Genomic DNA, 13,013 nt, shown 5'->3' on the forward strand with positions numbered 1-13,013 from the left:
GCGCTACCGGCGAGTGCCTCGCTCCGCTACCGGCGAGTGCCTCGCTGCGCTCGGCCCTCACCATCCGGTGCGCTCCGGCTCACTCCTCCTCTTTCACTGGTCGGAGCGAGCCTTCGCTCCGCTACCGGCGAGTGCCTCGCTGCGCTCGGCCCTCACCGTCCGCTGCGCTCCGGCTCACTCCTCCGTGTACTTGCCGGCGCCGATCTCGCGGTCCCAGATGTCGAAGGCCTTGACCATCTCGTCGGGGGCGAGCGGCGTCGTGGACGGCGCGGACTCGATGAGGTCGTCGTACCAGTCGCGGCCGAACTCCTCGATGACCTGCTGCGACTCCTCGGGCGCCTGGTCGAGGGTCGCGCCCTCGACGGCGGGGCCGGGGTAGAAGTAGCCGTGGTCGTAGGCCTTGGCGTTCTGCTCGGGCGTCAGGACGTCCTGCAGCAGCAGGAGGATCGCGGAGATCTTGTCGGCCGACTGGCCCTCCGGGATCGCCGCGTAGTGGGCGTCCGTGACCCAGGTGAAGTCGTCGAAGGCCGACGCCTCGAGCGTGTTCGGCAGGCGGCCGTCGGTGCGCGGCTCGATCTCCCAGCCGGTCGTCGTCGGGATCATGCTCCACGTGCCGTCGCCGACGTTGGTGATGACCTGGCCCGTGCCGGTCGGGTAGTTGTCGACGTACTGGCCGAGCTCATCGAGGTACGCCCAGGTCTTGTCCCAGCCGTTCTCCGGGTCCTTCGGGTCCTTGTCGCCCAGGATGTACGGGAGCCCCATGAGGAACGTGCGGCCGGGGCCCGAGTTGGCCGGGCGCGCGTAGCCGAACTTGCCCGGGTTCGCCTTGGCCCAGTCGAGCAGCTCCTGCGGCGTGGACGGCGGGTCGGTGACGACCTTCGGGTCGTACTGCAGCAGCGGCCCCGACGGGTAGTACGTGACCACGACGCCGTAGCCCTCGGCCAGGTCCTGCATGGCCGCCGCAGGCTCGAGGTAGTTCTCCTGGTTGGACAGACGGTCGCCGAACTCGTCGACGACCGGCACCCACAGGTCCTGCGCGATGCCGGACGACAGCCCGTCGTTGCCGGTGAGCACCAGGTCGACGGACAGGTTCCCGGAGTCGACCTGCGGCTTGACGATGCCGGTCACGTCGGGGGCGCCGCCGGTCTCCCACGAGACGGACGAGATGACGTCGGGGTTCGCCTCGACGAACGCGTCGACCATGGGCTCGGTGAGCTTCTGGTTGCCCGCGACGTCGAGGATGTGCAGCTCGACGGGCTCGGACGGGGTCTCCGGCACGTCGGCCGCGTCGGTGGCGGCGGGGCCGCCGCCGCCCTCCGGCTCTGGCGGGGCGCACGCGGCCAGCAGGAGCCCCAGGGTGGTGGCGCCGACGACGGCGACGGCGCCGGCACGGGAGCGGGTGGTACGCATGACTGCCTTCCTTCCCCCGGGCGACGGTGCCCGGGAACGGTGCCTCGACGTCTGCGTCGGGGCGGGTGAGCCGAGGTGCTCGTTATGCCGGCGGGACCCCGGTGGAATCGCGGATCACGAGCTCGGCGGGTAGCCGGTGCCGGGCGCTCGCGAGGGCCTCTGCCTCGACGTGCCCGACGTCGAGCCAGGAGAGCAGGAGGTCGACGGCCTTGCGGCCCAGCCCGGTGCGGGGCACCCGCACGGTCGTGAGGGCCGGGGACACGAGCGTCGCCACGTCGACGTCGTCGAACCCGACGACCGACATGTCCTGGGGCACGCGCACGCCGCGGCCTCGCAGGCGGTCCAGGATGCCGAGCGCCATGAGGTCGTTGAACGCGACGACGGCGGTGGCGCCCTGGGCGACGGCGTGGTCGGCCGCGGCGACCCCGCCGGAGAAGTAGGGGCGGAAGGACCCGAGCTCGAGCAGTGTCACGTCCCCGAGCCGCTCGGCCGCCGCCCGCAGGCCGTCCACCCGCCGGAGGCCCGACCACGAGGTCGCCGGGCCCGCCGCCACCGCGACACGGCGGTGGCCGAGCGCGTGCAGGTGGCCCAGCACCTGCGCGATGCCGTCGGCGTCGTCCACCGCCACCGAGGGGACGCCGGGCACGTCGCGGCTCACGAGGACGACCGGCAGGTGCGCGACCGCGCGCAGCAGCGTCTCGTCGTCGGAGCGCGGCGAGGCGAGGATGATCCCGTCCACCCGCTGCGCGAACTGCGCGATGAGGCCGGGCTCGGCCGCGGGGTCCTCCTCGGAGTCCGCGACGAAGACGGGGTAGCCGGCGGCGCGGGCGCGCGCCTGCACGCCCTTCGTCACCGACGCGAAGTACGGGTTCTCCAGGTCCGGCACCAGCAGGCCGATGGTGCTGGTGCGCCCGAGCCGCAGCCCGCGCGCGGTGGGGTTGGGCGTGTAGCCCAGCCGGTCCGCGGCGGCGAGCACCCGCTCGCGCGTCGTCGCGGAGACCTGCCCGGGCGCCGTGAGCGCTCGCGAGACGGTGGACACCGAGACGCCCGCGAGCTCTGCCACGTCGTGTGCGTTCGCCATCGCGCCTCCCTCCGTGCCTGGTCGCCCCGTCGTCTGGGCGTCATTCTGCAAACGATCCCGGGACGCGTCAAGGCCGTCGGCAGATTCCATGCCCGCGACCCCCGCCGTCGTGCGCCTCGCAGCTCGGAGATGGCTCGCTACCAAGGGTTGCGCACCAGACGCCGCCACGGCACCATGGTCTGCAATCGATCCCAGGACATCCCGCGGGCGCTGCTCTACAGGTGCCCCGACAACCCGGGCCGCGACGTCGTCGTCCGGCCCGATCCGACGAGGAGACGCACGTGGACGAGGCCTGGACCCTGCACCCCGACCGGGCGTTGCCCGCCGACCCGGTCACCCGGCCGCTGGCCCGGGAGATCTACGCGGCGGTGCGCGACCAGCCGCTGGTCTCGATGCACGGCCACGTGCCGGTCGAGTGGTTCGCCGACGACACGGCGTTCCCGGACCCGGCCCAGCTCATGGTGGTGCCCGACCACTACCTCACCCGCATGCTGGTCTCCCAGGGCGAGACGCTGCCCCGCCTCGGCGTCGGCTCCACGCCCGACGAGGACGTCGAGACTGACCCGCGCGAGATCTGGCGCCGGTTCTGCGCCGGCTGGAAGCACTTCCGCGGCACGCCCACGCGCTACTGGCTGGAGCACGCGCTCGTCGAGATCTTCGGCGTCACGCAGCGCCCGTCGGCCGAGACCGCGGACGCGCTGTACGACCAGGTCGCGGCGCGCATCGCCGAGCCGGACTTCCGCCCGCGGGCCCTGCTCGACACCTTCGGGATCGAGGTCATCGCCACGACCGACCCCGCCTGGGCCACCCTCGACGCGCACGCCAAGCTCGCGGCCGACGGCCTCGGTGACCGGGTGCTGCCCACGTTCCGGCCCGACCCGCTGCTGCGCCTCGACCAGCCCGCCTGGCGCGACGACGTCGCCCGGCTCGGCGAGGCGGCGGGCGTGGACGTCACGTCCTACGACCGCTACCTCGAGGCGCTGCGCACCCAGCGTGCCCGCTTCGTCGCCGCGGGCGCGCGCGCCACCGACCACGGCCACCTGTCCGCCGATACCACCCCCCTCGACGACGACGAGGCCCGACGCCTCTTCGACGCCGCACTCGCCGGCACGGTCACGGCCGCCGAGGCGCAGGCGTTCAGTGGGCACATGCTGTTCCAGATGGCCGCCATGTCCGCCGAGGACGGCCTGGTCATGCAGCTGCACCCGGGCGTGCTGCGCAACCACGCGAGCGGCCCGTTCGAGGCCTTCGGGCCGGACCGGGGCTACGACATCCCCGTCGTCACCGAGTTCACCCGCAACCTCCGGCCGCTGCTGGACGCGTTCGGCCACCACCCCAGCTTCCGTCTCATCGCGTTCACCGTGGACGAGGACGTGTACTCCCGCGAGCTCGCGCCCCTGGCCGGCGTCTACCCGGCGCTGCGACTGGGCGCGCCGTGGTGGTTCCTCGACGCGCCGGACGCGATGCGGAGGTTCCGCGAGTCGGCCACCGAGACTGCCGGGTTCAGCAACATGAGCGGGTTCGTGGACGACACGCGCGCGTTCTGCTCCATCCCCGCCCGGCACGACCTGGCCCGGCGCATCGACGCCGGCTACCTGGCCCGCCTGGTCGCGGAGCACCGCCTCGACCTGGACGAGGCGCTCGAGGTCGCCGTCGACCTCAGCTACCGCCTGCCCCTGGCCGCCTACACCCACCCCTGACCGACGGACGAACGAGCACGAGGAGAGTCGCGCAGTGAAGATGGGTTTCCGCTGGTACGGCAACGGCAACGACACGGTCAGCCTCGACCAGATCCGCCAGATCCCCGGGGTCGAGACGATCGTCTGGGGCCTGCACCAGAAGCAGGCCGGCGAGGTCTGGGAGCAGGCCGAGATCGACGCGGAGGTCGTGCACATCACCGGCCTGTCCGCCGAGGCGCGGGCCCGCGGCGTGACCCGGACGCTCGACGCGGAGGTCGTGGAGTCGGTCAACGTGCACGAGTCGATCAAGCTGGGCCGCACGGTGCTGGGGCTCAGCCGTGACGAGGCGATCGAGAACTACATCACCACGATCCGCCGGCTCGGCCGCGCGGGCGTGAAGGTCGTCTGTTACAACTTCATGCCGGTCTTCGACTGGCTGCGCACCGACCTGTGGCACCCGCTGCCCGACGGCTCGACCGCGCTGTACTACGAGAAGGCCGTCGTGGACCGGATGACGCCGGAGGGTCTCATCGCCGACATGGCGGCCGACTCCCACGGCCTCACCCTGCCGGGCTGGGAGCCGGAGCGGCTGGCGGGCTTCACCGAGCTGAACGCTGCGTACGAGGGCGTCACCCACGACGACATGTACGCGCACTACCAGTACTTCCTCGACGCGGTGATCCCCACCTGCGAGGAGTACGACGTCAAGCTCGGCGTGCACCCCGACGACCCGCCGTTCGACGTCTTCGGCTGGCCCCGCGTCGTGTCGAACAAGGCCGACCTCGCCCGCGTGCTCGACCTGCACCCGAGCCCGCACCACGGCCTCACGCTGTGCCTCGGGAGCTTCTCCGCCAACCCCGAGCACGACGCCGTCGACGCCGTGCGCACCTTCATGGACCGCATCCACTTCACGCACGTGCGCAACATCAAGCACGACGACCACGGCAACTTCAGCGAGGTCGGCCACCGGGCGGTCGAGGGCGACGTCGACACGACCGGCATCATGCGGGCGTACGCCGAGGCGGGGTACGAGGGGTACGTGCGCCCCGACCACGGTCGTCACCTGTGGGACGAGAACACCACCAACAAGCCGCGCCCCGGGTACGGCCTGTACGACCGGGCCCTGGGGGCCCAGTACCTTCTGGGCGCTTGGGACGCGTTCCGCTACGCCGGCTGAGCGCGTCGAAACGCTCCGCCGGCTGAGCGCGTCGAAACGCTCCGCCGGTTGAGCGCGTCGAAACGCTCCGCCGGCTGAGCCTGTCGAAACCCTCCGCCGGTTGAGCCTGTCGAAACCCCCTGCGAAAGGCAGACATGCACGACGAAAGGGCGCCGTCGGCGTCGTCCGAAATCGTTGTCGACCACGACGTCCATCCCGCCTGGCTGCCTGACGGTGCGCTGGCCGCGGTCGGCCGGCGGCGCGTCGCCCTCCGCATCCCCGACCTGTCAGGGCCACGCGGAGGTATACGGGCACCTGGCCCTGACAACTCGCGGGAGGTGGCGTCTACCCTGCGCGCGGAGGCCACGCGCGCGACGTCGGCGCACGGCGGCGCCGTCGTCGACCTCGACGACTCACCCGACCTCCTGCTTACCCTCACCCCGGAGCTGTCAGGGCCAGGTGCGGGTATTCCGTCACGTGGCCCTGACAACTCGACGGGCGGGTTCCGGGTCGTGCGCGACGGCGGTCGGGTCGCGGTGTCCGCGGCGACGGCGACCGCGCTACTGCACGGCTGGTTCCACGTGGTGCGGCTCGGGGAGGCGGCCTTCACCGGGCCCGACGCCGACGAGCGGCATGCCCCGGCCGTGGCCCTGCGCGTGCTCGACCACTGGGACAACGTGGACGTGCACCCCGTGATGGGGCAGGTGGAGCGCGGCTACGCGGGCGGGTCGATCTTCTATGCCGGCGGCCGGGTCCGGGAGGACCTGTCCCGGGTCACGACCTACGCGCGCCTGCTCGCCGCGGTCGGGATCGACCGCGTGGCGATCAACAACGTCAACGTGCACGCCCGCGAGGCGCGGCTGCTCACCGACGACCTGCCCGAGGTGGCGCGGATCGCGGCCGCCCTGCGGCCCTACGGCGTGCGCACCCACCTGGCGGTGAGCTTCGCGGCGCCGATGACGCTCGGCGGGCTGCCGACGTCCGACCCGCTGGACGACGACGTGCGCGCCTGGTGGCGCGCGGCCGCGGACCGGGTGTGGGCGGCGGTCCCCGACTTCGGAGGGTTCCTCGTGAAGGCCGACTCCGAGGGCCAGCCCGGACCGTTCGCGTACGGGCGCGACCACGCCGACGGCGCGAACCTGCTGGCCGAGGTCGTGGCGCCGCACGGCGGCGTCGTGCACTGGCGCGCCTTCGTCTACGACCACCGGCAGGACTGGCGCGACCGCTCCACCGACCGCGCCCGGGCGGCGTACGACCACTTCGCCCCGCTCGACGGCCGGTTCGCCGACAACGTGGTGGTGCAGATCAAGCACGGGCCGATGGACTTCCAGACCCGCGAGCCGGTCTCCCCCGTGCTCGCCGCCATGCCGCGCACCCGCCTCGCAATCGAGCTGCAGGTGACACAGGAGTACACGGGCCAGCAGCGGCACGCGTGCTACCTCGCGCCGTGGTGGAGCGAGAACCTCGCCTTCCAGCCCTGGGGTTCGGGAGAGGGTACGGGCGAGGGTTCGGGCGACGTCGAGGATGACGGGCGGGCCGTACACGACGTCGTCACGAACGGCGGGATCGCCGCCGTCTCGAACGTCGGCGACGACCGGTTCTGGACCGGCCACCCGCTCGCCCAGGCGAACCTGTACGCCTTCGGGCGGCTCGCGTGGGACCCGACGCTCGACCCGGCCGCGATCCTCGACGAGTGGATCTCCCTCACCTTCGGCCGCCCGGACGCGCCCGGCGAGGACCCGGTCGACCCGCGGGTGCGCGAGGTGCTGCACGCCGTCCTGGACGACTCGTGGCGCACGTACGAGGCGTACACGGCGCCGCTCGGCGTGGGGTTCATGGTGCGGCCGGGCCACCACTACGGCCCCGACGTGGACGGCTACGAGTACACCCCGTGGGGTACGTACCACTTCGCCGACCGCGACGGCATCGGCGTCGACCGCACCCGGGCCACCGGGACGGGGTCCACCGGCCAGTACCCCGCGCCCTGGCGCGACGTCTACGAGAGCGTCGAGACCTGCCCCGACGAGCTGCTGCTGTTCTTCCACCACGTGCCGTACACGCACGTGCTGCACAGCGGGGTCACCGTGATCCAGCACGTCTACGACACGCACTTCGCCGGCGTCGAGCGGGTGCGCGACATGGTCGCGGCGTGGGAGTCGCTGGCCGGGCTCGTCCCCGCGCACGTGCCCGCCGACGTCGACGCCCGGGTCCGCGGGCTCCTCGCGGAGCAGCTGCGGTCGGCCACCGAGTGGCGCGACCAGCTCACCACCTACTTCTTCCGCAAGTCCGGCATCCCGGACGCCCGCGGCCGGACCATCTTCTGACCCGTCGGAGCTGTGGGCGTGAGATCGGGGCTATTCGATGCCGGATAGTCCCCGATCTCACGCCCACAGCGCCTGCCGGCGGGTCGTCGCGGTCCGGGAACCGGTAGCCCGGGATGAACACGATCTCGGCCCAGGTCAGCACCTCCAGGCCGTGGGCCACGTGGTACGAGAGCCCGTCCCCGCCGGTGACGAGCCCCGGCGACGACCCGCAGACCCGCACCTCATAGGGCATGCTTGGTCGCGTCGTGAACACCTGGGCGGGGATGCCGACGTCGAGGGGCTTCGCGCCTTCGAGCACGAGGACGGCGACGCGGTGCTGACGCGGTTCCGGCACGGGAGGCAGGCTAGACGCAGGCGCCCGGGTCCGCGAGCGCCCCCGGCCGCCGTCGACCACGCCACATGCCCGGCACCGTCGTCCGCACGTCCGCCCATCCCCCGAGGAGCACGCACCCACATGACGTCCACGACACACCAGGCGCACGGCATCGACCCGGCCGCCGTCCTCGACCTGCTCGACGACCTGGAGCAGCCGGGCCTGGACCCGCACGCCCTGGTGATCGCGCGGCACGGCATGCCGGTGGTGCGCGGCACGTGGGCGCCGTACCGCGACGACCTGCCCGGCCTCGTCTACTCGGTGTCGAAGACGTTCACCTCGATCGCGATCGGGCATCTCGTGGCCGAGGGCCGGCTGTCGACGGGCGACCTGGCCGGCACGGTGCTGGGCGTGCCCGACCCGGCCGGGATCACGGTGCGGCACCTGCTCAGCATGAACACGGGCCACACGGTGGAGCAGGTCGCGCAGATCGGCTTCGACTCCCGGCGGCTGCTCGGCACGGCACCGGAGCACGCGCCCGGGACGCACTTCGTCTACAGCTCACCCGCGTCGATGACGCTGTCGTCGATCGTCACGACGCTCACCGGCGAACGCCTCGCCGACTACCTGCGCCCGCGCCTCCTGGACCCGCTCGGCATCGTCGGCTCCTGGTGGATCCCGCTCCGCGACGGCGACCTGGACATCGACCAGGGTTTCTCCGGGCTGCACCTCACCGCCGAGGACGTCGCCCGGCTCGCCGTCGCGATGGCCGACGGCGGCCGGTACGGCGGCGTCCAGGTGATCCCCGCCGCGTGGGTCGCCGAGATGCCGCGGGCCTGGTCGGACAACGCCGTCGACCCGGACGCCCATCCGGACTGGCGGGCGGGCTACGGCTACCAGGTGTGGCGCAACCGGCGCGGGTTCCGGGCCGACGGGGCGTACGGGCAGTTCGGCCTCGCCGTGCCGGAGCTGGGCCTGGCCGTCGGCTACCTGGGCGCGACCCGGACGACCGACCGGGTGCTCGACGCGTTCTGGCGGTTCGCCGGCCGGCTGTCCGACGGCCCGCTCCCGACCGACGACGACGGTACGGCCGGCGTGGCCGCCGGCCCGGCCGCTCGCCTGGACGCCCTGGACGCCCGCCTGGACGCCCTGGACACGTGGCCCCGGCACATGGAGCCCGACCCGGAGCCGACCCCTGCCGACGTCATCAGCCCGGTGCCGTGGACGCTGGTGTCCCGCGACGAGGGCGCCTGCACGTTTGCCGTCGGCGACGACGTCCTCACCGCCACCGACGGCTCCTGGACGACGCACGTGCTCTCGTGGCCGCCCCGGCCGCACGAGGTCACCGGGGGCGCTGGGTCGCAGGACGACGTGCTCGTCCTCTCCGTCAGGTCCCGGGCGGCGGGCGACGGGCGCACCGAGATCCACGCCGTCGTGCCCACCTCGCCGCACCGGCTCGTCGCGCGCGGGCTCCCCGGCGAGCGGCTCGACCTCGCCTGGCTGACGACGCCCCTGTGGCGACCGAGCCTGTCGACGCTGGCCGTGCCCCGCGCGCTCGCCGCGCGGGCCGGCGCCTACCGCGAGCCGGCGGGCCGCGTCCGCGCCGAGACGAGCCCCGACTCGTAGGCGAACACGACGAGCTGCGCCCGGTCCCGGGCACCCAGCTTCGTCATCGCGCGGCTCACGTGCGTCTTCGCCGTCAGCGGGCTCAGCACCATCCGCCCGGCGATCTCGTCGTTGGACAGCCCGTGGGCGACCAGCGCCACCACCTCGCGCTCGCGCGGGGTGAGGAGCCCGAGCCCGTCCGCCCCGACCGCGTCGGGAGGGCGGGCGACGAACTCGCTGATCAGCCGCCGCGTGATCGCCGGCGAGAGCAGCGCGTCGCCGCGCACCGCCGCGCGCACGGCCTCCAGGAGGTCGGCCGGCTCCGTGTCCTTCACGACGAACCCGCACGCCCCGGCCCGCAGCGCCTCGAACACGTACTCGTCGATGCCGTAGTTGGTCAGCATGACCACGTGCACGTCGGCCAGCGCGTCGTCGGCGGCGATCTCCCGGGTGGCGGCGATGCCGTCGAGCCCGGGCATCTGCACGTCCATGAGCACGACATCGGGCCGGTGCTCGCGCGCCACCCGGACGCCGTCGTGCCCGTCGGCGCCCTCGGCGACCACCTCGACGTCGTCCTCCGCGTCGAGCAGGGCCCGGATGCCGGACCGGATCAGCGCCTGGTCGTCGACCAGGCCCACTCGGATCACCGGCGACCCGCGGCGTCGGGCGAGGGTTCCGGCGCGGCGCCGGGCGAGGTGTCGGGCGCTGCGCCCGGCAGCGGGAGGGTCACGCGGACGGAGAACCCGCCGGCGTCGCGCGGCGCGGCGCGCAGGCTGCCGCCGAGGGCGTCGACGCGCTCGCGCATGCCGGTCAGCCCGTGGCCGGGGTCGGGCGGGCCCGGGGCGCCGCGGCCGTCGTCGTCCACCTCCAGGGCGAGCTCGGTGGGGCCGAACCCCACGCGGACGGTCGCCGCCGCGCCGGGGCCGCCGTGCCGGGCGACGTTGGTCAGCGCCTCCTGCACCACGCGGTAGGCGGCCTCGTCGACGGTGGCCGGCAGGGTCCGCCGCGTCCCGGCGACCGTGACGGCGGTGGGCACCCCCGCTCCCTCGGCCCGCTCCACCAGCGCCGTGAGCCGGTCGAGCCCGTTGCCGTTGGGCTCCCCGTCGCGGCGCAGCACGTCGAGGGTGGACCGCAGCTCCCGGGCGGCGTCGGTGCTGGCCTCCTGGATCGCGAGCAGGGCGGGCGACGGCTCCTCGCCGCGTTTGCGGGCGAGGTGCGCGGCCACCCCGGCCTGCACCTTGATCACGGAGATGCTGTGGGTCAGCGAGTCGTGCAGCTCGCGGGCGATCCGCAGCCGCTCCTCGACCGCGCGGCGCCGAGCGGTCTCCTCGCGCGTGCGCTCGGCGTCGTCGGCGCGCTGCACCACCTCGCGCACGTACGCGCGCCACTGGAGGACCGCCACGGCGGCGGCCCCCAGCGAGACCAGCCAGCCCGCCGCGAGGATCCGCTGCCGCGCCCGTTCCGTCACCATCTCGGCAGCGTAGGCGTGCCCGGGCACGCCCCGCATCCGCCGCGGGGAGCAGCCTCCGCGTACTCCGAGCGCGGTACGCCCGACCGGCGCGCCCACCCGGGCCGGTACGCGCAGGTGTCACCGAGGGGCAGACGCGCTCCGACCCCGGCCCGCGAAGGATCGGGACCACGGCACGACGACCCGACAGGCCCCGCACCGGAGGAGACCAGCATGAGCATCCAGACGACGAGAGAGACCCCGCGCGGCCGGACGTCCGGCGCGCCCACCGCGATGGGCGACGTCCTCACGCCCGGTGACGAGGGCTACGACGACGCCCGCCGCACCACGTTCGCCACCGGCCGCCCCGCCCTCGTGGTCCGCCCGCACGACGAGCGGCAGGTCGCCGCGGCCGTCGCCCATGCGAACCACGAGGGGCTGGCGCTGTCGGTGCGCTCGGGCGGACACGGCTCGCTCGGCCACGGCACCAACGACGGCGGCGTGGTGATCGACCTGCGGCACCTGGACGCCGTCGAGGTGGTGGACGCCGGGCGGCACGTGGTCCGGGTCGGCGCGGGCGCCACGTGGGGCCGGGTCGCGGCCGCCCTCGCCCCGCACGGCCTCGGGATCACGGCCGGGGACACCGCCAGCGTGGGCGTCGGCGGGCTCACGCTGGGCGGCGGCGTGGGGTGGATGGTGCGCCGGTACGGGCTCGCGATCGACAACCTCGTCGCGGCGCGGGTGGTGGTCGCGGACGGCCGGACGCTCGTCGCGAGCGCCGACCAGCACGCCGGCCTGTTCTGGGCGCTGCGCGGCGGTGGCGGCAATTTCGGCGTCGTGACCGGCCTCGACTTCGTCGCCGCCCGCGTACGCGACGTACGGTTCGGCGCGATCACCTACGCGCCCGACGACCCCGCGCGGCTGGTCGCGGACTGGCGCGACCACCTGCGCACCGCGGACGAGGAGCTGACCAGCACGCTGCTGCTCATGCCGTCGATGTCCGGCCGCCCGGCGGCCGCGACGGTGCTGGTGTGCGCGTCGCACGACGACCCGGCGGCGGCCGACCGGGCGATCGAGCCGCTGCGGCGCCTCGGCCGGGTCACCGACGACTCCCTCGCGACCGTCCCGTACGCGAGCACCCTCGCCGAGGGCGGGCACCACGCGCCGGGCCTGCGCGTCGTCGGGCGCAACGTGCTCGTGCCCACCCTCGACGACGACGTCGTCGCGGCGCTCGTCGCGGCCTTCGAGGGCGACCGGCCCACCGTGCTGGCGGTCCGCAGCCTGGGGGGCGCGTTCTCCCGCGTGCTCCCGGACGCGACGGCGTTCGCCCACCGCGACGCGGAGGCGATGGTTGTGGGCGGCGCCCTCCTCCCCGCGGACGCGAGCGACGCCGACGTCGAGCTCGCGCTCGGCGGCTGGGACGGCGTCGCCGCGCACGGCACCGGCGCCTACGTAAACTTCCAGGGCACGGCCACCGCGGCCGACCTGCACGCCGCGTACCCGCCGGCAACACTCGCCCGGCTGCGGGCGGTCAAGCGCTCCTACGACCCGCGCAACCTGTTCGACCGCAACCTCAACGTCGCGCCGACCCCGGGAGGTCGGCCGTGAGCCCCGCGTTCGAGGTCGAGGGCCTCGTGAAGCGGTTCGGCCGGACAATGCCCGTGCCCCGGGCGGCGCTGCTGCTCGGCTCGGTGCTCGACGGGGGTTCCTGCTGCCGTTCCCGCTGGTGTTCGGCACCGGGATGGCGGCGCCCGTCGAGACCCTGCCGGGCTGGCTGCAGTCGTGGGCCGAGGTCAACCCCGTCAGCCGCGCGATCGAGGCCAGCCAGGGCCTGCTGCTCGGCGGGCCCGTCGCCGGGCCGGCGGTGACGACGCTGCTGTGGAGCGGTGCCTTCCTCGCCGTCTTCGGCACCGCGGCCGTGCTGGCCTACCGTCGGGTCGTATGAGGCGACCGACCCCGCGAGGTAGTTCGAATCTGCGCGAGGTAGTTCCAGATCGC

10 protein-coding genes are annotated in these 13,013 nt (G+C 74.1%); 6 read left to right on the forward strand and 4 right to left on the reverse strand.

Annotated elements, in window-relative coordinates:
- Positions 1–174 precede the first annotated feature (174 nt).
- Together AC1C2V_RS06965 and AC1C2V_RS06970 are read right to left on the reverse strand one after the other, a co-directional pair.
- Positions 175–1,410: an extracellular solute-binding protein gene (locus AC1C2V_RS06965; protein WP_495388854.1), complete on the reverse strand. Its 1,236-nt coding sequence runs from the start codon at positions 1,408–1,410 to the stop codon at positions 175–177.
- An 82-nt stretch (positions 1,411–1,492) separates the two neighbouring features.
- Positions 1,493–2,491 (reverse strand): LacI family DNA-binding transcriptional regulator, encoded by a 999-nt coding sequence (locus AC1C2V_RS06970; RefSeq protein WP_495388855.1) that lies wholly within the window; start codon positions 2,489–2,491, stop codon positions 1,493–1,495.
- Positions 2,492–2,772: 281 nt separating this feature from the next.
- Between AC1C2V_RS06970 and uxaC the strand changes: the two genes are divergently transcribed.
- The 4 genes from uxaC to AC1C2V_RS06990 all read left to right on the forward strand — a co-directional run bounded on the left by uxaC (position 2,773) and on the right by AC1C2V_RS06990 (position 9,589).
- Positions 2,773–4,191 carry a glucuronate isomerase gene (uxaC, locus tag AC1C2V_RS06975; RefSeq protein WP_495388856.1) on the forward strand — a complete coding sequence of 473 codons (1,419 nt, stop codon included), beginning with the start codon at positions 2,773–2,775 and terminating at the stop codon, positions 4,189–4,191.
- Positions 4,192–4,231: 40 nt separating this feature from the next.
- Positions 4,232–5,347: a mannonate dehydratase gene (locus AC1C2V_RS06980; RefSeq protein ID WP_495389135.1), complete on the forward strand. Its 1,116-nt coding sequence runs from the start codon at positions 4,232–4,234 to the stop codon at positions 5,345–5,347.
- Positions 5,348–5,481: 134 nt separating this feature from the next.
- Positions 5,482–7,650, forward strand: coding sequence for an alpha-glucuronidase (locus tag AC1C2V_RS06985; RefSeq protein ID WP_495388857.1), 2,169 nt, complete (start codon positions 5,482–5,484; stop codon positions 7,648–7,650).
- A gap of 454 nt (positions 7,651–8,104) precedes the next feature.
- Positions 8,105–9,589 (forward strand): serine hydrolase domain-containing protein, encoded by a 1,485-nt coding sequence (locus tag AC1C2V_RS06990; RefSeq protein WP_495388858.1) that lies wholly within the window; start codon positions 8,105–8,107, stop codon positions 9,587–9,589.
- Here the strand turns inward: AC1C2V_RS06990 and AC1C2V_RS06995 are convergent.
- Complete coding sequence (locus tag AC1C2V_RS06995; protein WP_495388859.1) at positions 9,538–10,215, reverse strand: response regulator; 678 nt, start codon at positions 10,213–10,215, stop codon at positions 9,538–9,540. The two genes, AC1C2V_RS06990 and AC1C2V_RS06995, sit on opposite strands and share 52 nt — an antisense overlap.
- Positions 10,212–11,039, reverse strand: a complete 828-nt coding sequence (locus AC1C2V_RS07000; protein WP_495388860.1) for a sensor histidine kinase — start codon at positions 11,037–11,039, stop codon at positions 10,212–10,214. Before AC1C2V_RS07000 ends, AC1C2V_RS06995 begins: the two co-directional genes overlap by 4 nt.
- Before the next feature lie 210 nt (positions 11,040–11,249).
- On the opposite strand from AC1C2V_RS07000, the gene AC1C2V_RS07005 reads away from it, so the two are divergent.
- The gene (locus AC1C2V_RS07005; protein ID WP_495388861.1) at positions 11,250–12,623 is read left to right on the forward strand and encodes an FAD-binding oxidoreductase; all 1,374 of its coding nucleotides are present in this window, start codon (positions 11,250–11,252) and stop codon (positions 12,621–12,623) included.
- A 118-nt stretch (positions 12,624–12,741) separates the two neighbouring features.
- Complete coding sequence (locus AC1C2V_RS07010; RefSeq protein ID WP_495388862.1) at positions 12,742–12,960, forward strand: hypothetical protein; 219 nt, start codon at positions 12,742–12,744, stop codon at positions 12,958–12,960.
- Positions 12,961–13,013: the final 53 nt, after the last annotated feature.

The organism is Isoptericola sp. Y541 (assembly GCF_059445465.1).

Coding starts and splice junctions, on each gene's coding strand:
- AC1C2V_RS06980 (WP_495389135.1), top strand. CDS start 4,232: ATGGGTTTCCGCTGGTACGGCAACGGCAACGACACGGTCAGCCTCGAC.
- AC1C2V_RS06985 (WP_495388857.1), top strand. CDS start 5,482: ATGCACGACGAAAGGGCGCCGTCGGCGTCGTCCGAAATCGTTGTCGAC.
- AC1C2V_RS06990 (WP_495388858.1), top strand. CDS start 8,105: ATGACGTCCACGACACACCAGGCGCACGGCATCGACCCGGCCGCCGTC.
- AC1C2V_RS06970 (WP_495388855.1), bottom strand. CDS start 2,491: ATGGCGAACGCACACGACGTGGCAGAGCTCGCGGGCGTCTCGGTGTCC.
- AC1C2V_RS06965 (WP_495388854.1), bottom strand. CDS start 1,410: ATGCGTACCACCCGCTCCCGTGCCGGCGCCGTCGCCGTCGTCGGCGCC.
- AC1C2V_RS07000 (WP_495388860.1), bottom strand. CDS start 11,039: ATGGTGACGGAACGGGCGCGGCAGCGGATCCTCGCGGCGGGCTGGCTG.
- AC1C2V_RS07005 (WP_495388861.1), top strand. CDS start 11,250: ATGAGCATCCAGACGACGAGAGAGACCCCGCGCGGCCGGACGTCCGGC.